Source organism: Collimonas arenae (genome assembly GCF_000786695.1).
GTDB lineage: Bacteria > Pseudomonadota > Gammaproteobacteria > Burkholderiales > Burkholderiaceae_D > Collimonas > Collimonas arenae_A.
On record NZ_CP009962.1, the window covers coordinates 2,447,173 to 2,468,014 of the forward strand.

The following is a 20,842-nucleotide window of genomic DNA, read 5'->3' on the forward strand; positions in this document are numbered from 1 at the left end:
GCAATCTTATTTTAGGTGAACATGACTTTTCTACACTATGTGGCGGTTTTTTTCGCCGGAGCGTTCCTGTGCAATTGCATTCCGCATTTGGCCAGCGGCTTGCGCGGTGACGCGTTTCCCACGCCTTTCGCCAAGCCGCGCGGGGTGGGCGATTCGTCGCCGGCGCTGAATTTTCTCTGGGGCTCGGCAAATCTGCTGGCCGGTGCAATCCTGTATGTGTGGTCAGCGGTGACGATGGGCGTCAGCCTGGAATTTGGCTTGTTCATTGCCGGCTTTCTCATTTTGGGACTTTACCTGTCAAGTCATTTCGGCGTGGTTCGCCGCGACAGGAAGCAGCTATAGAGCAGGCTGTCGGCGCTCTTGCACCAGTTGGTTCAGTAGCAGCCGGACTTCAGGAATCAGTTCACTGGCAGTCAAGCCGATCGGCCCGACGCCTTGCGCCACCAATTGATCGGCGGCGTGCCCGTGCAACCATACTGCGGCCAGTGCAGCTTCCCACTGCGGCCAGCCCTGCGCCAGCAAGGCACCGCAAATGCCTGATAAGACATCACCGCTTCCGGCAGTCGCCAGCGCCGGATTGCCTGTGGAGTTGACGACTACTGCGCCATCGGCGCGAGCGATAATGCTGCCGGCCCCCTTGAGCACCACGACTGCATTGAAGCGGTAGGCAAGGCTGCGTGCCGCCGCTACCCGACTAGCCTGGATCTCGCTGGTGCTGACGCCGAGCAGACGCGCCGCTTCCAGCGGGTGTGGTGTCATGAGTACAGCGTGCTGACGTTGCCCCACCTGGGCGTGTAACTGTGGCTGGCGCGCCAGCAGATTGAGAGCATCCGCGTCCAGCACCAGCCAGCTGAGCGCATCCAGCGCCCGCGTCAGCAGCGCCAGCGCACTATCAGCCATCCCTAAACCAGTACCGACAACTAGTACGGCGGATGAGAAATCGAGATCGGCGGCATGGCGGCACATTAATTCCGGCTGCGCATTGTCATACGCCGGCGGGTTGTCCGCATAGCCGACAAACACGCGTCCGGCGCCACATTTGGCGGCTGCGCGCGCTGCCAGGATCGGTGCGCCAGCCATGCCCGGCGCACCACCGATCACGGCGACATCGCCAAAACTGCCTTTGTGCGAGTTGCGCTGGCGCGGTTGCAAATACTCGCCGAACAGGTCCGGCTGGTTCAGCCACATATTCGGCGCGGGCAAGTAATGCTCGGCAATCGCTAGTGCCGCTACATCGACAATGCCGGCGTAATCGGGGCCGTCGCCGGTATGCAAGCCGGCTTTGTCGGCGATGAAAGTAATGGTGTGGCTGGCTTTCACGGCAATGCCGCTGGCGCCGCCGACGACGGTGCCTGTATCGGCGTCAAGGCCGCTTGGCACATCCAGCGCCAGCACCGGACAGGGCATGGCATTCATTGCCAGCACCAGGTTGCGCCACTCGCCGTCAAGGGGGCGGCTCAAGCCGATGCCGAACAGGCCATCGATGACCAAGGTCCATTGACTGGCGTCGATTTCAGGGAATTGTTCGGGCGGCATCAGGTGCACGCCCTGTTTCTGGGCGCGGACCAATGCCTGCGCGGCGTCTGATGGTAATTGCGAGGGTGGTGTTTTGAGCAGGACGACGACCTCGGCGCCGGCTTTGGCCAGGCCGGCTGCGGCTTCCAGTGCGTCGCCGCCGTTGTTGCCGGGGCCGGCCATGACCAGTATCGCGGCGCTATGGGGCGGGCAGGGTAGCAGCCGCAAGGCTGCTTGCGCTGCAGCTTGGCCGGCGCGTTGCATCAGAGTGTAGGCTGGCAGATCGCGCAGGGCGGCTTGCTCGATTTTTCTGACTTCGGCTACTGTGTAGATGACGCTCATGGTAATGGAATACTCCGTGGTCCGTTAGCTGGGGCAGCGCCGCGTGGCCATAGACACTTGGCTATAGCAATTTTACGACGATAAGGCGTGTCGTAAAAAAAACTGGCCGCACGTCACTGTGACGCTGATCAACCCTGAGCAAGGGTCAGCGATAGCGGGTTACCGTCAACCCATCCAGGTCGACTTCGGGCGCCCGTCCTGAGATCTGGTCTGCCAATACCTTGGCTGCGCCCAGCGCCATGCTCCAGCCTGAACCGCCATGGGCGATGTTGACGAATACATTGCTGGCGCCGGTAGGCCCAATCAACGGCACTTCATCGGCCAGCATAGGTGTGTGACCACACCAGAAACTGGCGCTGTTGAAATTGGCGGCGTCGGGGAACCAGTCGTGCGCGACTTTGAGCAAGGTGCGCAGCGCCTTGTCGTCGATCGCCATGTCTTTGGCGCCGAACTCGGCGATGCCGGCCAGGCGCATGCGGTCGCCGATGCGCGCCATGGTGATTTGGTATTTGTCGTCCAGCGCTGCCATGTGCGGCGCCACTTCGTAATTCTTGACGCTGGCGGTGGCGGTATAGGTCTTGATGGCGTGTAGCGGCAAGCGCAATCCCAACGGCTTCAACAGCTGGGCGCTGGCGCTGCCGGCGGCGCAGACGACGGCATCAGCGTGCAAGACCTCGCCGCCTATGTGCAAGCCGACCTTGGCGCCGTGCGGATCGATCGCGGTGACCAGGCTGTCGAAATGGAACTGCACGCCCAGTCCTTGCAGGATGGCTTTCAACTGCTTGGTAAACAAGGTGCAATTGCCTGAGCCCGTATCCGGGAAGTGCAGGCTGCCGGCAAGTTTTCCGGCGCTGGCCAGGGACGGTTCCAGCGCCCGTGTTGCGGCTTCATCCAGCAACCGGTGAACCACGCCGCATTCTGTAAGCAGTTCCTGGACGGGAGCCAGCGCGGCAAGTTCGGCTTCGTTGCGAAACAAGCGCAGCAGGCCTGGGTTCTGCTCGAAATCGAGCTGGAAATGTTGCTGGATTTGCTCCAGCAGATCCTGGCTGTACGATGCCAATCGCTGCATCTGATGGGTATGGGCGCGAAACCGCTGGATCTCGGATTCGGCCATCCAGCGCCGCATCCAGCGCCAGAGCGAGGGGCTGAGGCGGGCGTTGAGGACGTTAGGGGCCTCTTGATTGAACATTCCAGCCAGGATTTTTTTGCGCATGCCTGGCACCGACCAGGGCATTGCCGCTCCGGCCGACAAGATGCCGGAATTTCCCAGCGTCGATTGTTCGGCCACATTGCTGCGTTTTTCAACCACTGCCACCTGGTGTCCGGCTTCGGCTAGAAAATAGGCACTGCAGACTCCCATCACGCCGCCGCCGATAACCACGATTTGTTTCTGTGTCTGGTGCTGTATCACTATTGTTCTCAAGGGGGTTCTGCGAAGATATCCGGGCGATTGCTACAGGACGTCTTATTGATCTGCGTGCCGGAACGTCTTCCACGGAAGTGCGTGAAAGGCGTTCAATGTCATGCAGCGAACAGAATCATACCTTGAATTACTTGATAACAGGACAGCACAGTACGCTTTTACATTTTTCTACAGAGGCGGGGCGTTATCGCCCCTGTGAATGCAGCACTTTAGCGATTGCGCACCGGTTTTCAAACTGTTACTGACGTACTGCGCAATCGATGTGGAAATGACGGAAAATCCGCATCGCCAGAGGGCAGGTCTGAACGTGCGGCAATTACAATTCAAACGCTCCGGCATCATATCCCTTGCAATACGTCTGCCAATCCTTGCGTACCTGTACCGCACAAGCCTCGGCCGCATCCTGCAGCTGTTTTTTCCATTTCTTGCTTTGCCCGAAAGCGATCAGTTCGTCGGCAATCGCCGAGCCCTGGCGGCCGGCACTGCGCAATTGTGCCCAGCCGACGATGCTGCCCATGGTGGCCATCACTTGCTGGATTTCATTGGCGCCGTGGTGTGGCTGCTTGAGCGTCACCCGGTCTTCGCTTGGTTGCAAGCCGCGCAGCACGTAGGAAGTCTTGCCGAGCATGACCGGTTGCAGGAAAGCCATGGAAACCGCCTGGCAGCGTCGCTGCAGCGACACCACGCGCTGCGCGTCGCTGTTCCATTTAGGTTGCGCCACTTTCAAAAACGGTGTCAGGGAAGATGGCAGGGCCTGCTTCAGATCCAGCAAGAAGTTGCCGTCTGGAGAGCCCTTGCCCTGTATCAGAATGACATAGCGGTCGACGCCGAGACTGCCGGTGCCGGCGATGCGGCGCGCCACGTCCAGCACTTTGTAGAACTCCGGATTCGGCTGTTCGCTGGCGAATTTTTGCATGAATTTGCTGACCTTGGCGCGCTGCTTGTCGGTGACCGGCAGTGCTTTTTTGCCATCCACCCGCAAGGTGCGCTTGGTGCCTTTGCGCACTGTACGCGTATCGAGATAGGCAGAACGCAGGCGGCCACGCAAGCCGTTGAGCAGATCGCCGACCATGCCTGAAGCGGTATCGCGCTCGATCCAGCGCGATTTGCCTAGCGTTAGCACGTTGGCATAGGCGTCGATAAAGCTGCGGCATAGCAAGCGTGTATCGGCTGGTGTGGCGGATGTGCCGTCGGCCGCAATCAGCACGCTGGTCAGGAAGCGCACTAGCTCCCAACTGGCCGGCGCCAGCATGGCTTCGTCGAAGTCGTTCATGTCGAAGTAAGCCAGGCGATTGTCGCCTTTGTAGCTGCCGAAGTTTTCAAGGTGCAGGTCGCCGCATATCCACGCCAGCGGTGCGGTCCGCATCAAGCCGCTGTAAGGAAGGCGCTCGTAAAACAGATGGCAGGTGCCGCGCAAGAATGTAAACGGGTCGCTGCGCATGTTCTTGTACTTGAGTCGCAGCCGCTGCGGATCGCGGCCGGCGTTGTACTCCTGGATGCGTTTTACTACACTGACCATGAAAAACCTCTCGGGGATAAGACTGCTTGCATTAATCTTGCCGCCAATCTTACTGCATCATCTTGATCAAAACCTGACAAAAATAACGCAGTTCCCCCTGAGATGATGTCTTACCGCCAGACTCGATAGACCTGGCCGGTTTGCGCACCTTCGACGCTGCGGCTGTAGGCCAGGGCGACGCGACTGGCAGGGGCGGCCTCAAAGCCGTAAAAGAACGGGCCGTAACTGGCCAGCGATTCTTCCAGTACGGTCGGGCTGACGATATTGATGCGGATGCCACGCTTCAGTTCGATTGCAGCCGCGCGCACGAAGCCGTCCAAAGCCGAATTCACGGTGGTAGCGTTGACGCCTTGCAGGATAGGTTCTTCGCCGACGATACCGCTGGTGAGGGTGATCGAGCCGCCGTCGTTGAGGCGATGTTGGGCCACCAGCGCCAGGTTGATCTGGCCCATCAGCTTGTCGCGTAGTCCGACCTGGAAATTTTCCGGGGTCAGTTCTTGCAAAGGTCCGAAATGCAATTTGCCGGCAGTGGAGACTACGGCGTCGACCTTACCGATTTGTTCGAACAAGCGTTCGACGCTGTGGATGTCGGTCATGTCGACCTGATACTGGCCGCTGCTGTTGCCGACCTCGATGATGTCATGGCGAGTTGCCAATTGTGTCACAACTGCCTTGCCGACTGTGCCAGTGGCGCCGATAACTGCGATTTTCATGCTGTGCTCCGAGAGAAGTGAAATCAGGCTTTGATTATGATTGCTTCCTATTGGTGGATAAATATCATATTATTACTTTTACTTAAAACTCCTGGTGTTTAATGAGGTATGGATAGACTGACCAGCATGCAGATTTTCGTCCGCGTGGTAGAAAAGGGTGGTTTTTCCGCCGCAGCGGAGGAAGCCAGGATTTCTCCCACCATGGTCGGTAAGCATGTGCGCCAGCTGGAGGAACAGCTCGGTGTTCGTTTGCTAAACCGCACCACGCGGCGTCAGAGCCTGACCGAGATCGGCCAATTGTATTTCGAGCGTTGCAAGCAGGCGCTGTTGGAAATCGAGGCGGCCGATGCATCGGTCAAGCAAATGCAGCTGTTGCCGCGCGGCGTATTGCGCGTTACCGCACCGGCGACTTTTGGCGGCCAGATGTTGACCGCTGTGATACGTGGCTATCTGGAGCGTTATCCGGATGTCGAACTTGACCTGTCCTTGAATGACCGTGTGGTCGACCTGGTTGAAGAGGGCTTTGAAGTAGCGCTGCGGATCGGCCCGCTACCCGATTCCAGCCTGATTGCGCGGCCTTTGCAGCCGTATCGTTCGGTGGTTTGCGCCTCGCCGGAATACCTGGCACGTCGTGGCACTCCGCAAACGCCGCAGCAACTGGCAGCCCATAACTGCCTTAGTTTTGTTCATGGCAGTCGCTATAATCTCTGGCCGTTTTCCGTGGATGGTGCGTTACAGGAGATTGAAGTGCATGGCAATTTCCGCGCAAATAGCGGCCTTGCCTTGCGCACCGCCGCCTTGCAAGGAATAGGTGTCATCATGCAACCGGAAGCTTTGCTGCGCGACGCGGTCGCCGCCGGCCGGCTAGTGCATCTGCTGGCCGATTACGCATCGGAACACCGGCCGATGCACCTTGTGGTGGCGTCGAACCGCAAGATGACGCCCAAACTGAAGTCATTCATCGAGTTTGTCGTAGAACATTTCGGACGCGATGCGCCGCCTTTTACTGCGACAAATTGAGGGTGGCAAACTGCGCGCGCAAAAACGCCAGCAAAGCCCGTAGCGAAGGCGACATGCTGCTGCGATGCGGATACACCATGTTGAGCGGGGTTTCTTCGCCGCCATACTGTTCCAGCAAAATCTCCAGACGGCCTTCAGCCACGTCTTGCCGCACATCGAGCCAGGATTTATAGGCGATACCGATGCCGGCAATCGCCCAACTACGAGCAATTGCAGCATCGTCGGTCATGCGGTCGCCACGTACCTTGACGTCGATCGGCGTTTTGCCAGGATTACCTGAGTAGAAGCGCCAGTTATTGAACAAGCCGTGCTGCAGGTAATACAGCAGGCAGTTATGCGTCGCCAGGTCTTTGGGCGTCGCCGGCCTGCCGTGTTTTGCCAGATAGGCAGGCGCGGCCACCACCACGCGGCGACTTGCCGCCAACTCTTGCGACACCAGCGTCGAATCGTCCAGCGGCCCATAGCGGAAGGCGACGTCGACAGGGTCGCGGAACAGGTCGATTACCCGGTCGGAAAACTGTAGCGATAGCGTGACCTGTGGATGGAGCGCCTGGAAGGCGTCGAGCCACGGCAGCAGCACATTGCGGCCGACGTCCGATGGCATCGATAGCCGTAAATGGCCGCTCACCGGGCCGCCGGCATTCAGCAGCGCCTGGCCTTCACTGAGCAAGGTCAATGCCTGGCGGCTGTAGTCGAGAAACACGCTGCCCTCGGGCGTCAGCCGCATGCTGCGGGTGGAGCGCACAAACAAGCGGGTGTTGAGTTGCTGCTCCAGTCGTTTGAGGCTGGCGCTGGCGGTCGCCGGTAGCAGATCCAGCTGACGCGCCGCATTCGACAGGCTGCCCAGATCGGCCGTGTGAATGAAAAGCTGGAGGTCCGTGGTTGAGTACATTATCAAATTTCAATTGAAAGTGAATCAAATAATGATCTGTTTATAAAATAATTCAACATTATCATAATGGTGACCAGTTAATCCAATTCACCGGCCGGATTCAGTTTGAAGGGGCCACCATTCCAGGAGTTTATATATATGAAAGCCATCGCCTTAACCCGTTACCTGCCTATCGAAAATCCCGAGTCGCTGATCGATATCGAGCTCGACAGGCCGAGTCCGGCAGGACATGACGTATTGGTCGCAATCAAGGCCATCGCCGTCAATCCGGTCGACGTCAAGGTGCGCGCACCGAAAGATGCGGTTGAAAAGTCGCCGCGCGTGCTGGGCTGGGATGCCGCCGGCGTGGTACACGCAGTGGGGCCGGATGTCAGTCGCTTCAAGGTAGGCGACCGCGTGTTCTACGCCGGCGACATCACCCGTCCCGGCAGCAACAGCGAATTCCAGTTGGTGGACGAGCGTATTGTCGGCAACATGCCGCAATCGCTGTCGTTCGAGCAGGCTGCTGCCTTGCCGCTGACGGCAATTACAGCCTGGGAGGCATTGTTTGATCGTCTCAAAGTACCTGTTGGCTCCGGCACTCCGGCCAAATCGATCCTGATCATCGGTGGCGCCGGCGGCGTCGGTTCGATCGCGATCCAACTCGCCGTCAAGGTCGCCGGCCTGAGTGTGATTGCGACCGCGTCGCGTCCCGAGTCGGAAAAATGGGTGCGCGAACTGGGCGCGCAGCATGTGATCAACCATTTCGGCGATCTGCCGGCACAACTCAAGGAGCGCGGCTTCGATCACGTCGACTATGTACTGATCCTGAACGATACCGACCGCCATTTCCCGGCCGCCGCCGCCGCGGTTGCTCCGCAAGGCATGATTTGCACCATCGTCGAGAATGCAGCGCCGCTTGACGTCAGCTTGTTGAAAGCCAAGAGCGCCGGCTTCGTTTGGGAGTTCATGTTCACCCGTTCGATGTTCCAGACTGCCGACATGCAAGAGCAGGGTAACTTGCTGGATAAAGTGGCGGGCCTGATCGACGACAAGACAATTGTCAGCACGCTAAGCCAGGTTTTATCGCCGATTAACGCCGCCAACTTGCGCCAGGCTCATGCGACGCTGGAAACCGGGCGTGTGATCGGCAAGATCGTGCTCAAGGATTTTTAAGGTGTAAGTTGTTTTAACGATAATCAAATGCGATTGTGGAGCGGGAGCTTTTGTGCTTTTCCGGTCCACAACGCTTTTAGAGGAAGCCGCAAGGTGATTTTGTCATCACTTGCAGGGGCAAGGGGCTGGTCAGCACTGTATAATGACGGCTTCTGATTTAACCCGCAGCCACGCTGCATCAACTCCCCCCTCGCCATGTTGATTTTGCCCGGTTCCAACGCTCTCCCTGCCTTCCGTTCCCAACGCCTTCTGGCCCAGCTGCAAGCGATCGATAGCAATGTCGTCGAAGTCAGCGGCCGTTTCGATCATTTTGTCGATGCCTCGACCACGCTCAGCCAGGACGATATCGGCCGTCTGAACGCTTTACTGACCTACGGCGATCCGTTTGCCGCATCCGAGGGCGGCGAAGAGTTCATCGTCATTCCACGTTTCGGCACCATTTCCCCGTGGGCCAGCAAGGCCACCGATATCGCCCACAACTGCGGCATGGCGCATATCAAGCGCATCGAGCGCGGCATTGCATATCAGGTGAAGCTCAAGAGCGGTTTGCTCGGCGGCGCCAAGAAACTCAGCGACGACAGCGTGCGGGCGATTGCCGACATCCTGCACGACCGCATGACCGAAACCGTGTTACGTAGCGCCGAAGATGCAGGCGGTTTGTTCCGTGAACTGGACGCCAAGCCGCTGGCTTTTGTGGACCTGCTGGCAGGCGGCAAGGGCGCATTGGAGCGCGCTAATAGCGAACTGGGCCTGGCATTGTCAGACGACGAGATCGATTATTTGCTGGCCGCGTTCACCACTGCCAAGCGTAACCCGACCGACGTCGAACTGATGATGTTCGCGCAAGCCAACAGCGAGCACTGCCGCCACAAGATTTTCAATGCCGACTGGGTGATCGACGGCGAAGCGCAAGACAAATCCTTGTTCGCGATGATCAAGAACACGCATCAGTTGCAACCCAAGGGCACCATCGTCGCCTATAGCGACAATTCGTCCATCATTGAAGGCGCCACTGTCTCGCGCTTCTATGCGCGTGGGACTGCCGAAGGCAATGCCTACCGCGCCTCGGAAGAGCTGACGCATATCCTGATGAAGGTCGAGACGCACAACCATCCGACCGCGATTTCACCATTTCCTGGCGCCTCCACCGGCGCCGGCGGCGAGATCCGCGATGAAGGCGCTACCGGCCGTGGCGCCAAGCCGAAGGCTGGCCTGACTGGTTTCACCGTCTCTAACCTGTCGCTGCCGGATGCACTGCAAGCATGGGAGAACGCTGCCGACGTCACAGGTGCCGGGCAAACAAGCGCGGATCAATATGGCAAGCCGGAACGCATCGCCTCCGCCTTGCAAATCATGATCGACGGCCCGCTTGGCGGCGCCGCGTTCAACAATGAATTCGGCCGTCCCAACCTGGGCGGGTATTTCCGTACCTACGAACAAAACGTCGGCGGTAATGTACAGGGCTACCACAAGCCGATCATGATCGCCGGCGGCATCGGCAGCATCTCTGACAAACATACCAAGAAGAACGATTTGCCGGTCGGCAGCCTGCTGGTGCAGCTGGGCGGCCCTGGCATGCGCATCGGCATGGGCGGCAGCGCGGCGTCGTCGATGGCGACCGGCTCCAACACCGCCGACCTCGATTTCGATTCGGTCCAGCGCGGCAATCCGGAAATGGAACGTCGTGCGCAGGAAGTCATCAACGCCTGCTGGGCGATGGATGACAACAATCCAATCCTGTCTATCCATGACGTCGGCGCCGGCGGTTTGTCGAATGCTTTCCCGGAAATCACCAACGACGCCAAGCGCGGCGCGATTTTCGATCTGCGCAAAGTACCGCTGGAAGAAAGCGGCATGGCGCCCAAGGAAATCTGGAGCAATGAATCGCAAGAGCGTTATGTGCTGGCGATTGCGCCGGAAAGCCTGCCCCTGTTCGAGTATTTCTGCCAGCGTGAGCGTTGCCTGTTTGCCGTCGTCGGCACCGCGACCGAAGAACGTCAGTTGAAGGTGATCGATCCTGAGCACGATAACAATCCGGTTGATATGCCGATGGATGTCTTGCTCGGCAAGCCGCCAAAGATGCTGCGCGACGTCAAGCACGTCAATCCTGTATTACCTGCGGTCGACCTGACCGGTATGAACCTGCTGGAAGTCTCGCAGCGCGTACTGAAATTGCCGACAGTCGCCGACAAATCCTTTCTGATTACTATTGGTGACCGCACTGTCGGCGCCACGTCGGTACGTGACCAGATGGTCGGCCCATGGCAGATCCCGGTCGCCGATTGCGCCGTCACCAGCATGAGCTTTGAAGGCTACCTGGGTGAAGCGATGGCGATGGGCGAGCGCACGCCGCTGGCCGTGATCAACGCACCCGCATCGGGCCGCATGGCGGTTGGCGAAGCATTGACCAACATCGCCGCTGCGGCGATTGCCGATATTTCCGACGTCAAGCTGTCCGCCAACTGGATGGCGGCTTGCGGCCAGCCTGGCCAGGACGCGGCGCTGTTCGATACAGTGAAAGCAGTCGGCATGGAATTGTGCCCTGCATTGGGCATCAGCATCCCGGTAGGCAAGGATTCGCTGTCGATGCGCACCACCTGGAAAGATCAGGATCAAGCCAAGTCGGTGACTTCGCCGGTGTCGCTGATCGTATCTGCCTTCGCGCCGGTGAGCGATGTGCGCCGTTCGCTGACGCCGCAATTGCGCAGCGATGCCGGTGAGACCGCGATCATCCTGATCGACCTCGGCCGCGGCAAGAACCGCATGGGCGCCTCGGCGCTGACCCAAGTCATGCAGCAGATCGGCAATGAAACGCCGGATGTCGACAGCGCGGAAGATCTGAAAGGCTTCTTCGCCGCGATCCAGCAATTGAACAGCGAACAAAAACTGCTGGCATACCACGACCGTTCCGACGGCGGCCTGTTCACTACTTTGTGCGAAATGGCCTTTGCCGGTCATAGCGGATTGTCGATCAACCTCGATATCCTGACCATGGAAAGCGAACACGCGGCGGACTGGGGCGATTCCAAGAACTGGACCGGCCAAGTGGCCGAGCGCCGCAATGAGCTGACGTTGCGCGCATTGTTCAGTGAGGAACTGGGCGCAGTGCTACAAGTACGCGCCGAGCAGAAATCGGACGTCATGAATGTGCTGCGCAGCTTCAATCTGGGCGCTTGCAGCCATATCATCGGTAAGCCGAACACGCGCGATGTAATTGAATTCAGCCGCGACGCCAAGACCATCTACAGCCAGACCCGTATCGACCTGCAGCGCCTGTGGAGCGAAACCAGCTGGCGCATCGCCCGCTTGCGCGACAATCCGGCCAGCGCCGATGCCGAATACGACCGTATCCTGGACGCCGCCGATCCCGGCATCACGCCGAAGGTCCCGTTCGACTTGCAAGAGAATATCGCCGCCCCGTTTCTTAATCTGGCCGCCAAGCCACGCGTTGCGATACTGCGTGAGCAGGGCGTCAACTCGCATGTCGAGACCGCCTATGTGATGCACCAGGCGGGTTTCGCCGCTGTGGACGTCCACATGAGCGACCTGATTGCCGGTCGCGCCAGACTGGATGACTTCAAGGGCTTCATCGCCGTCGGAGGTTTCTCCTACGGCGACGTGCTGGGAGCTGGTGAGGGTTGGGCCAAGACGATTCTGTTCAATGCGAAACTGGCGGAGCAGTTCTCGCTATTCTTCCAGCGCAGCGACACTTTCGCACTCGGTGTCTGTAACGGTTGCCAGATGATGAGTAATTTGAAGGCGATCATCCCTGGCGCACAGGCATGGCCGAAATTCACCCGTAACAAGTCGGAAAAGTTCGAAGCACGCTTCTCGATGGTGCAAGTTGAATCGTCGCCGTCGATTTTCTTCCAGGACATGGCCGGCACCCAAAGCGCCATTGCCATCGCCCACGGCGAAGGCTTTGCCGATTTCTCACAAACCGGCGATATCAAGGAAGCGCTGGTCGCGATGCGCTTCATCGATAACAAGGGCCAGGTCAGCGAAGGTTATCCTTACAATCCGAACGGTTCGCCGCAAGGCATCACGTCGGTCACTACGCCGGATGGCCGCTTCACGGTCTGCATGCCGCACGCCGAACGCGTGTTCCGCACTGTGCAACAATCCTGGCATCCTGAATCGTGGGGTGAGGATTCGCCTTGGATGCGCATGTTCCGCAATGCGCGCAAGTGGGTGGGGTAAATCCCCGGCTGGCGTTCCGCAAGAGAGCGCCAGCATGTTTGTGCAATAGATGAACCCGGCCTTGGCCGGGTTTTTCTTTTCTTTTCTCTTTCTCTTTCTCTTTCTCTTTTCTCTTTTCTCTTTTCTCTTTTCTCTTTTCTCTTATTCGCGCTGCGCGTCGCGCCGAAATTTCCAGATGGCCGTGCCACCGAACAGCACGGTAAATCCGAGCTGGACGGCTATCGCGGGTAGCGCTGCATCGAATCCCAGTCCGCGCCAGGTCATGGCGTCAAGGCCGTCCACCGCCCAGCGCGTCGGCACCACCAGCGTGAACGTCTGTAGCCACTGGGGAAAGAGAAAAGTCGGCACCCAGGCGCCACCTAGCATCACCATGATCAGCGTGGAGAACATGGCTAACCCGCGCGCCGCTTCCGGAGTTTTACCGAAGGCTGCGATCAGCAGGCCAAAGCTGGCGGTGACCAGAGAGAAGCAGATGCCGACGCCGATGAAGCCAGCCAGGCTGCCTGCAATCTGTACGTGAAACACTAGCATCGCGAACAGGAAAATCACGCACAGGATGGCGAAGGCGATGATCGCGCTGGACAGGGCGCGCGCCAGTAGCACCGTGTTGAGGGTGATAGGCGCTGCCAATAGCCGGTTCCACAGGCCCATGCGGCGCCACAGCAGCACCGCAATCCCGGCGTCGATGCCCATGAACAGGATGAACTGCACGCTCATGCCGGCAAAGGCGTGGGCGTAGCCATTGTATTTCTGCAAACCTGAAGTCAGCGCCTGGTCGCTAGTGGAGTAGGGTACCGACAAACCGGCCTGCTCTGGTTTTGTCTGCGCCTCATCTTTGTTGTTTTCTTCTTTTTTGACGGCGCGTGACTGGTATTCCTTGATGCTGCTCAACATCTTCAGCAAGGCCGGGTTCTGCGAGGCGTTGCGCTGCAAGGTCTCGATACTGCTGTTCAGATAGGAGTCGGTGGCCTTGATGTCGAACATCTCGGCGCTGACGTTCTGCATCACGTACTGGGTAAGCATGCCTTTCACCATCGCTAGCACCGCTGCCTGCGACGGGTCGTAGTAGACCGGAATCTCTGGCTTGTGGTGGCCACCGAAGAAGGCATTTTTGGCGGCGGCGCCGAAACCAGCCGGCAGCACCACGGCTACGCTCAGCTTGCCGTGGCGGACCTTGTCCTGAGCGACTGCCAGGGGTAGTTCCTGTACGTTCAGGGCGCTGTCGCCCTTGAGCCCGGCAGCGATCTTGCTGCTGGTGCCGCTGTTGTCGAGCTGAACCAGTGCGATGTCGATCTTGCCGTTGCTGACGGCGCCGGAACCACCGAACAGATAGCCGAAGAAACTACCCAGCACGATGGGCATCAATAAGCTGATCAGCAGCGCGCGACGGTTGCTCAGGTACAGGATCAGGTCTTTGCGGACCAGGGCGATCAAGGCGCTCATGGGTGGTGCTCCGAAACGGAAGAGGTGGGAGGTACAGCGTGAGTGCCTGCGCTTAGTCGCGCAGGCTACGTCCGGTCAGACCTAGAAAAATGTCTTCGAGCTTGGCCTTGGCGGTCATGAAATGCAGCGGTGGCTGGCCGTTCGCGGTCAACCATTGCAGCAGCGGCAGCGCATCCTCGGTTACGCGCAGTCCGATCTGCAAGTTGCTGTCTTTGCCAGCGATGTCGATGACGCCTGGCTGGCGGCGGATCTGTTCGAGCAAGACGGCGTCAGCCGGTTGCGCCAGGTCTACCTGCAGCGCCGCTTGCGCTGGGAGCCTCCGGTGCAAGGCGGCCGGGGTTTCGTCGGCCAGCACCTTGCCGTGGTCGATGACGACGATGTGGTCGGCCAGCCTTTCGATTTCTTCCATGTAGTGGCTGGTGTAGATCAACGAACGGCCCTCGCGCTTCAATTGTTCCAGGCTGTCGAAGATCGCATTGCGGCTTTGCGGATCGACGCCAACAGTTGGTTCGTCCAGGATCAACAGTTGCGGATCGTGGAGCAACGCGGCAGCGATGTTGAGCCGCCGTTTCATACCACCCGAAAAGCTACTGGGTTTGTCGGCAGCGCGATCGCTCAGGTTGACCAGCGCCAGTACTTCGCGACAACGCGTTTTTAGCTGGTTGCCAGTGAGGCCATAGAGCGCGCCGAACAGTTTCAGATTTTCGTTGGCTGACAAATCGTCATAGAGCGCCAGCTCTTGCGGCACCAGGCCGATCTTGTGCTTTGCGCTGCTGTTGCCGGCGCTGACTACTTCGCCATCAAGCAGAACCTGTCTGGCGTCGGGCCGTAGCAGGCCGCAGATCATGCTCACCGTGGTCGATTTTCCGGCGCCGTTGGGGCCAATCAAACCTAGTGTTTGTCCTTTGACCCTGTCCCAATAAACAGTCCCGATTAAAAGTAAAGAATCCGGCATAATTTTCTGACAATAGACAGGAGAGTAGCCGTGAAGAGAAGCAAATTTACAGAACAGCAGATTGCGTTTGCACTGAAGCAGGCGGAATTGGGAACGACGGTCGATGAGGTATGCCGCAAGCTTGGGATATCTGAGGCGACGTTTTACAACTGGAAGAAGAAGTATGGTGGCCTAGGGCCTTCCGAGCTACGACGGCTTCGTCAGTTGGAAGAAGAGAACACGAAGCTCAAGAAGCTGGTTGCAGATCTGAGTCTGGACAAAGTCATGCTTCAGGATGTTCTGTCAAAAAAGCTCTGAAGCCTTCCCGTCGCCGTACGCTGATCGATGAATTATGCGACCGTTACCGGGCCAGCCTGACGAAAGTCTGTGCACTGTTGCGTACGTCTCGGGCGTTGTATCGGTACCAGTCCGTGGCGCGTGATTCATCTGCCTTGACAATGCGTATTAGGGAAATAACGGCAACACGCATTCACTATGGCTATCGTCGAGTGCATGTGATGTTGAAACGGGAAGGCTGGCAAGACAATGTCAAACGCGTCTATCGGTTATATCGCGAACAAGGGCTGTCGCTACGCCTCAAACGCCCCCGCCGTAATCGGACAGCGCGACTAAGGCAGCCAAAGAGTCTGGTGACGGCCATGAATCAAATATGGAGCATGGATTTTGTAGCCGACGCTCTATTTGACGGCAGAAGACTCCGTATGCTGACGGTCGTCGATAACCATACGCGTGAGTGCTTGGCGATTGAGGTCGGGCAAAGCCTAAAGGGAGAGAATGTTGCCATGACGCTGAACCAGATTGCCGCTACCAGGGGATTACCTGAGACGATCAAATCGGATAATGGATCGGAATTCATTTCGAAAGTGATGGATCGCTGGGCCTATGAGCGTGGTGTCGAGCTGGATTTCAGTCGGCCTGGGCGGCCGACCGATAATGCCAAGTGTGAAAGCTTCAACGGCCGCCTGCGGCAGGAATGCCTGAACGAGCACTGGTTCATGTCGTTGGACGATGCAAAACAAAAAATTGAAGCCTGGCGCAAGGAGTATAACGAGAGCAGACCCCACTCTGCATTACAATGGGCAACACCCGCAGAGTATGCCCAGATGGCAAGGGATAGCGTCATTTCTGGGCAAACAAAAACGTCGGAAATCTCTACTTCTGATCGGGACTAATTCGGGTACAGGGTCAAAACGTCGGAAATCTCTACTTCTGATCGGGACTAATTCGGGTACAGGGTCAGTCCCTGCCGGACCTGGAATGAAATACCGTCGACTGCCCGTCTGTCGCCGTAGGATTTGGTGAGGCTGGATACATTGAGCAGCATGGTTGCCATCGCGCTATCCCGGTTTTTAGTTGCCCAATTGTAATTGTTTGTTTCATTCCGCTCAACATCAATGGAGCGTTTTTCTGTCATTGTGATAAAAATACCGACGTAAAAAAAGCGCTCCGAAGAGCGCTTTTTTAGTTGGCGGATGTTTTGCCTCGGTATTACTTGACCACGGCTTTAGCGCGCAAATCTTGCTGATACGCTTGCAGTTTTTTCTGTTGCAGCGCTTCAGTGATTTGTGGCTTTACTTCTGCCAGGGTAGGGATCTTGGCTGGACGTACTTCGTCCAGCTTGATGACGTGGTAACCAAACTGGGTCTTGACTGGAGTGTCAGTCAGTTGGCCCGGTTTCAGTGCTACCAGCGCATCGGAGAAAGGCTTCACGAACGAAGCAGGCGTTGCCCAACCCAGATCGCCGCCATTGGCTGCCGAACCTGGATCCTTCGATTGCTTGGCCAGATCTTCAAACTTGCCGCCGGCTTTCAGCTTGGCGATGATGGCTTTTGCATCGGCTTCGTTTTCAACCAGGATGTGCTGAGCGTGGTATTCCTTGTCGCCGGCTTGTGCCTTGAACTTGTCGTATTCAGCCTGAATGTCAGCATCCTTGATCGGGTTCTTCTTGATGAAGTCGGCGACCAGGGCGCGGATCAGGATCGATTGGCGGGCGATGTCGGCTTGTGCCTTGACGTCAGGGTTGTTGCCCAGGCCCAGTTTGTCGGCTTCCTGGATCAGCACTTCACGGTTGATCAGCTCGTCCTTGACCATGGCGCGCAGTTCAGGGGTGTCAGGCTGGCCGCCTTGAGCGCCTTGAGCCGACAATTGCTTGATCATCATGTCGGCGCGCGACGATGGGATGGCCTTACCGTTCACGACTGCCAGGTTTTGGGCCATAACAGGCAATGCAGCAGCTGCAAAAAGTACCACCAGTAAACGTGAAGGTTTAAATGTCATTATCAAATCCTAAATTGGGGAGGTTGTTAATAAATTAATCAATGCGGAATCAGAAGAGAATAACCGAAGTAAATTTGAACGACAATTATTCTTTCCGATTACATATAAATATGTAGGTGCATATATTCAAGCAGCTTTTGTTTCAGATGGAGCCAGTGCAGTGATAGCCAGTGCATGAATTTCGGCGTGCATCATATCAGCGAGGCAATCATACACCAGCCTATGCCGTTTTAAGCGATTTTGTCCTTCAAAAACCGCGCAAACTATCCGTACCCGATAATGCCCGCCGCCTGAAGCCGCACCGGCGTGTCCCACATGCAGCGCCGATTCATCCTCCACTATACATTCCAGCGGGGCAAGCCCAGTCGTCAATTTGTTACGAATGGTATCAAGCCTTGGGTTCATCTGGATCCTTGATGTATTTGGAGAGCATGATACTTTGGCCGATGACAAATGCAAACATCAGCCCCATGCCACCGAACAATTTGAAATTGACCCAGGTTGCGGTAGGGAAGTTGAAAGCGATATACAGGTTGAGACAGCCCATGAAAACAAAAAAAGCTACCCAGGCAAAACTTACGCGCAGCCAGATCGGATCAGGCAGGGCTAGCTGTTTTTCCATTATTGTGCGGATCAGGTTCTTTTTCAGCAGCAGTTGGCTGATCAGCAATGCGGTCGCAAACGCCCAATAAAGGACGGTCGGCTTCCATTTGATAAAGGTCTCATTATGGAAATAGATAGTGAGGCCGCCGAATACGGTAATGATCAGGAACGATACCCACAGCATGCCGTCGACTTTCTTCCGGCGCAGCAGCAGATAACCAATCTGCGCCACAGTGGCCACAATCGCCACTGCTGTCGCCAGTAGTACCGGCGTTTGGGAAGCGGTGACGACGCCGCCGGAAACGAAACCGGACAAGTAATGGCTGACCAGCGATTGTGCTGCGTCCGGACTGCCTTCGCTCCATTTGAAGATACCGAAGAAAAGTATTACCGGGAAAAGGTCGAACAAGAACTTCATGTGTTTGCGGTGCTTTCAGTCAGGGTAAATGGTTGTAGATGGATCGGTCCGGTGTGCTTAGCCGGCAGGTTCGAACCGCAGCGACGCCGAATTGATGCAGTAACGTAAGCCGGTGGGCGGCGGCCCGTCCGGAAACACGTGGCCGAGATGGGCGTCGCACACTTTACATAAAATTTCAGTGCGCATCATGCCATGAGTCCGGTCAACGCGCTCTTCTACGTTATCTGGATTGATAGCTTTGAAATAGCTAGGCCAGCCGCAGCCGGAGTCGAATTTGGCATCCGATTCAAACAATGGGGTGTCGCAGCACACGCAGGTATAGATACCGTGCTCGTGATGATCCCAGAAGCGGCCGGTAAAAGCCCGTTCGGTCGCCGCATGGCGGGTAACTTCGTATTCCATCGGTTCGAGTTCGGCGCGCCATTCGGCGTCGGTCTTGCTGATTTTGGTCGTGCTCATGTTTTCAGTTCCTAGGACGAACAACTGACTTCCAGCCCGCGCGCCCAGTCCGGCGGCAATGCGGAGTATTTTGCATGTTGCGGTTGTTCGTCAAACGGGTTTTCAAGGATTTCCAATAGTTTTCCGACTTCCGAGAAGTCTTTATTTTGCGCCTGTTCGATTGCAGTTTGCGCCAAATAGTTTCGCAGCACATATTTGGGGTTGCAAGCATCCATTGCAAGCTTGCGGCTCTGGTCCTGGCTATTCTCCAATTTCAGGCGTGTGCGGTATTGTAACGCCCAGGCGTCGAATGCCGCACGGTCGATAAACAAGTCGCGCAGGGCGCTATCGCCGCCTGCGTCGTCCAGCCGCAAATTGCCCAACTGGCGGAAAAACAGCGTGAAATCGACGTGACTGGCTTGCATGATGGCAAACATGGCGTCTAGTAATTTATCGTCATCCGCCTGTTGCGTAGCCAGGCCCAGCTTGGCATGCAGCAGTTCATCCAGCTTCTTGTCGTAATGCGCCTGATAGCTGGCCAGCGCCGCCTCGGTCGCCTCGACGCTGCCGATCAAAGGCAGCAGAGCCTGGCCCAGCGCAAAGCAATTCCAATGGCCGATCTGCGGTTGCTTGTTATAGGCATAACGACCTTGCTGGTCGGTATGGTTGCAGATATGGCCCGGATCGTAGGCTTCCATGAAGCCGTACGGACCGTAATCCAGCGTCAGGCCCAGGATCGACATATTGTCGGTATTCATTACGCCATGCATGAAGCCCACCGCCTGCCATTGCGCCATCAGATGTGCGGTACGGCGCGTTACTTCGGCCAGCAGCGCCTGATAAGGATTGGCGGCCGCCAGCAATTCAGGATAAAAGCCGGCGATGGCATAGTCCGCCAGGGTTTTCAGATTTTCAGGCTGGTTGTTGTAATACCAATGCTCGAACGACCCAAAGCGCACAAAGCTTGGCGCCATACGCGTCACTACCGCGGTGGTCTCGGGCCGCTCGCGCATCGCAAGCTGATCGGAGCCGATGACAGCTAGCGCGCGGGAAGTAGGGATGCCAAGCGCCGCCATGGCCTCCGAGCACAGATATTCACGGATCGACGAACGCAGTACGGCGCGGCCATCGCCCATGCGCGAGTAAGGCGTAGCTCCCGCGCCTTTAAGTTGCAATTCCATCCGGCCGCCGTCGCGGGCGGCGACATCACCCAGCAGAATTGCCCGGCCATCGCCCAGTTGCCCAGCCCAGACGCCGAATTGATGGCCGGAATAGACCGCTGCCAGCGGCGCTGAGTTGGGCAGGGGGCGGTTGCCGGCCAGAGCTTGCACTAGTTCTTCGTCGCTCAAAGTTGTTTGGGGTAATCCAATCAATGCCGCTGCGGACCTACTGGTGCCGACTAGATAAGGCGACGGCAAAGGGCTGGGTGCCAGGTGGGTATAGAAAGGTGCGGGCAGAGTAGCGAAGGAGTTGCTGACAGTGAGGGTATCGATGCTCCGTGGTATTGGTGATGCGGAGGGGGTGTTCATGAGCAAATTTCGTCCTGGTGAATATAGAGGGGCGCACGATGCCGTAGCCAAGCAAGGGAGCATTTTAGTTTACGTCCGTATTTATTGTGCGAAGACATCGATATTGCCATCTGAGAATCGGGTGCCCGCGAGTCCCTGCTGAAATTAATGCAACATTTTCCAATTACCCTCCAGAAATTAGTTGCTTTTCCACATTGATATATAGATAATGCGAAACATAATGTAACAAAACGTACAAATAGTAACTAAATGTAAGTACATTATTTCCCAGGGGGGGAATTCCTTGTTTTCTTATCAAATTACGTTGCAGCCGCCATGCGGCTCGTCGTCGCGTCCTTGCGCGCTGAAATCCTGCTGCGTTCCTGTTTCTGTATCACGAAATGGTCGCGCTCGGACCCGT

17 protein-coding genes are annotated in these 20,842 nt (G+C 57.2%); 5 read left to right on the plus strand and 12 right to left on the minus strand.

What is annotated here, in order from left to right; genetic code table 11:
• Positions 1 to 21 precede the first annotated feature (21 nt).
• Complete coding sequence (locus LT85_RS10965) at positions 22 to 342, plus strand: hypothetical protein (protein WP_038488525.1); 321 nt, start codon at positions 22 to 24, stop codon at positions 340 to 342.
• Here the strand turns inward: LT85_RS10965 and LT85_RS10970 are convergent.
• The 4 genes from LT85_RS10970 to LT85_RS10985 all read right to left on the minus strand — a co-directional run bounded on the left by LT85_RS10970 (position 337) and on the right by LT85_RS10985 (position 5,512).
• Complete coding sequence (locus LT85_RS10970; RefSeq protein ID WP_038488528.1) at positions 337 to 1,857, minus strand: bifunctional ADP-dependent NAD(P)H-hydrate dehydratase/NAD(P)H-hydrate epimerase; 1,521 nt, start codon at positions 1,855 to 1,857, stop codon at positions 337 to 339. The two genes, LT85_RS10965 and LT85_RS10970, sit on opposite strands and share 6 nt — an antisense overlap.
• A 145-nt stretch (positions 1,858 to 2,002) precedes the next feature.
• Complete coding sequence (locus LT85_RS10975; protein ID WP_052135062.1) at positions 2,003 to 3,280, minus strand: D-amino acid dehydrogenase; 1,278 nt, start codon at positions 3,278 to 3,280, stop codon at positions 2,003 to 2,005.
• A 316-nt stretch (positions 3,281 to 3,596) separates the two neighbouring features.
• On the minus strand, positions 3,597 to 4,799 hold the full coding sequence (locus LT85_RS10980) for a DUF2252 domain-containing protein (protein ID WP_038488530.1): 1,203 nt from the start codon (positions 4,797 to 4,799) through the stop codon (positions 3,597 to 3,599).
• A gap of 110 nt (positions 4,800 to 4,909) precedes the next feature.
• Positions 4,910 to 5,512: a short chain dehydrogenase gene (locus LT85_RS10985; protein WP_038488533.1), complete on the minus strand. Its 603-nt coding sequence runs from the start codon at positions 5,510 to 5,512 to the stop codon at positions 4,910 to 4,912.
• Positions 5,513 to 5,620: 108 nt separating this feature from the next.
• Here LT85_RS10985 and LT85_RS10990 point away from each other — a divergent pair, with 108 nt between their 5' ends.
• Positions 5,621 to 6,532, plus strand: a complete 912-nt coding sequence (locus tag LT85_RS10990; protein WP_038488541.1) for a LysR family transcriptional regulator — start codon at positions 5,621 to 5,623, stop codon at positions 6,530 to 6,532.
• Here LT85_RS10990 and LT85_RS10995 read toward each other — a convergent pair.
• Positions 6,516 to 7,424: a LysR family transcriptional regulator gene (locus LT85_RS10995; RefSeq protein ID WP_038488544.1), complete on the minus strand. Its 909-nt coding sequence runs from the start codon at positions 7,422 to 7,424 to the stop codon at positions 6,516 to 6,518. The genes LT85_RS10990 and LT85_RS10995 overlap by 17 nt on opposite strands.
• 138 nt (positions 7,425 to 7,562) lie before the next feature.
• On the opposite strand from LT85_RS10995, the gene LT85_RS11000 reads away from it, so the two are divergent.
• Positions 7,563 to 8,579 carry a zinc-binding alcohol dehydrogenase family protein gene (locus LT85_RS11000; protein WP_038488555.1) on the plus strand — a complete coding sequence of 339 codons (1,017 nt, stop codon included), beginning with the start codon at positions 7,563 to 7,565 and terminating at the stop codon, positions 8,577 to 8,579.
• A 195-nt stretch (positions 8,580 to 8,774) separates the two neighbouring features.
• Positions 8,775 to 12,779, plus strand: coding sequence for a phosphoribosylformylglycinamidine synthase (gene purL / locus LT85_RS11005; RefSeq protein ID WP_038488558.1), 4,005 nt, complete (start codon positions 8,775 to 8,777; stop codon positions 12,777 to 12,779).
• A 141-nt stretch (positions 12,780 to 12,920) separates the two neighbouring features.
• Here purL and LT85_RS11010 read toward each other — a convergent pair whose 3' ends face one another.
• Entirely contained in the window at positions 12,921 to 14,222 is a 1,302-nt protein-coding gene (locus LT85_RS11010) for an ABC transporter permease (protein ID WP_038488561.1), read from the minus strand.
• Between the two features lie 52 nt (positions 14,223 to 14,274).
• A complete protein-coding gene (locus LT85_RS11015; protein WP_052135063.1) occupies positions 14,275 to 15,177 on the minus strand; it encodes an ABC transporter ATP-binding protein in 903 nt (300 codons plus the stop codon).
• Positions 15,178 to 15,207: 30 nt separating this feature from the next.
• On the opposite strand from LT85_RS11015, the gene LT85_RS11025 reads away from it, so the two are divergent.
• Positions 15,208 to 16,349 (plus strand): IS3 family transposase gene (locus LT85_RS11025; RefSeq protein ID WP_253273555.1). Its coding sequence is split into 2 segments (ribosomal slippage): positions 15,208 to 15,460 and positions 15,460 to 16,349, totalling 1,143 coding nucleotides; the frame shifts between segments, so codons are not numbered across the junction.
• A gap of 316 nt (positions 16,350 to 16,665) precedes the next feature.
• Here LT85_RS11025 and LT85_RS11035 read toward each other — a convergent pair.
• The 5 genes from LT85_RS11035 to LT85_RS11050 form a co-directional block, all read right to left on the minus strand.
• Positions 16,666 to 17,454: a peptidylprolyl isomerase gene (locus tag LT85_RS11035; protein ID WP_038488571.1), complete on the minus strand. Its 789-nt coding sequence runs from the start codon at positions 17,452 to 17,454 to the stop codon at positions 16,666 to 16,668.
• Between the two features lie 126 nt (positions 17,455 to 17,580).
• Positions 17,581 to 17,859, minus strand: coding sequence for a BolA family protein (locus LT85_RS25925; RefSeq protein ID WP_081992261.1), 279 nt, complete (start codon positions 17,857 to 17,859; stop codon positions 17,581 to 17,583).
• Positions 17,843 to 18,475, minus strand: coding sequence for a septation protein A (locus LT85_RS11040; RefSeq protein WP_038488574.1), 633 nt, complete (start codon positions 18,473 to 18,475; stop codon positions 17,843 to 17,845). Before LT85_RS11040 ends, LT85_RS25925 begins: the two co-directional genes overlap by 17 nt.
• A gap of 57 nt (positions 18,476 to 18,532) precedes the next feature.
• On the minus strand, positions 18,533 to 18,934 hold the full coding sequence (gene msrB, locus LT85_RS11045) for a peptide-methionine (R)-S-oxide reductase MsrB (protein WP_038488576.1): 402 nt from the start codon (positions 18,932 to 18,934) through the stop codon (positions 18,533 to 18,535).
• Between the two features lie 11 nt (positions 18,935 to 18,945).
• Entirely contained in the window at positions 18,946 to 20,442 is a 1,497-nt protein-coding gene (locus LT85_RS11050; RefSeq protein WP_038488579.1) for a protein adenylyltransferase SelO, read from the minus strand.
• Positions 20,443 to 20,842 lie beyond the last annotated feature (400 nt).

Bases quoted from the DNA above. Each gene is read 5' to 3' on its own strand.
- LT85_RS10965 (WP_038488525.1), top strand. From the start codon at position 22: ATGACTTTTCTACACTATGTGGCGGTTTTTTTCGCCGGAGCGTTCCTG.
- LT85_RS10970 (WP_038488528.1), bottom strand. From the start codon at position 1,857: ATGAGCGTCATCTACACAGTAGCCGAAGTCAGAAAAATCGAGCAAGCC.
- LT85_RS10980 (WP_038488530.1), bottom strand. From the start codon at position 4,799: ATGGTCAGTGTAGTAAAACGCATCCAGGAGTACAACGCCGGCCGCGAT.
- LT85_RS10985 (WP_038488533.1), bottom strand. From the start codon at position 5,512: ATGAAAATCGCAGTTATCGGCGCCACTGGCACAGTCGGCAAGGCAGTT.
- LT85_RS10990 (WP_038488541.1), top strand. From the start codon at position 5,621: ATGGATAGACTGACCAGCATGCAGATTTTCGTCCGCGTGGTAGAAAAG.
- LT85_RS10995 (WP_038488544.1), bottom strand. From the start codon at position 7,424: ATGTACTCAACCACGGACCTCCAGCTTTTCATTCACACGGCCGATCTG.
- LT85_RS11000 (WP_038488555.1), top strand. From the start codon at position 7,563: ATGAAAGCCATCGCCTTAACCCGTTACCTGCCTATCGAAAATCCCGAG.
- purL (WP_038488558.1), top strand. From the start codon at position 8,775: ATGTTGATTTTGCCCGGTTCCAACGCTCTCCCTGCCTTCCGTTCCCAA.
- LT85_RS11010 (WP_038488561.1), bottom strand. From the start codon at position 14,222: ATGAGCGCCTTGATCGCCCTGGTCCGCAAAGACCTGATCCTGTACCTG.
- LT85_RS11015 (WP_052135063.1), bottom strand. From the start codon at position 15,177: ATGCCGGATTCTTTACTTTTAATCGGGACTGTTTATTGGGACAGGGTC.
- LT85_RS11035 (WP_038488571.1), bottom strand. From the start codon at position 17,454: ATGACATTTAAACCTTCACGTTTACTGGTGGTACTTTTTGCAGCTGCT.
- LT85_RS25925 (WP_081992261.1), bottom strand. From the start codon at position 17,859: ATGAACCCAAGGCTTGATACCATTCGTAACAAATTGACGACTGGGCTT.
- LT85_RS11040 (WP_038488574.1), bottom strand. From the start codon at position 18,475: ATGAAGTTCTTGTTCGACCTTTTCCCGGTAATACTTTTCTTCGGTATC.
- msrB (WP_038488576.1), bottom strand. From the start codon at position 18,934: ATGAGCACGACCAAAATCAGCAAGACCGACGCCGAATGGCGCGCCGAA.
- LT85_RS11050 (WP_038488579.1), bottom strand. From the start codon at position 20,442: ATGAACACCCCCTCCGCATCACCAATACCACGGAGCATCGATACCCTC.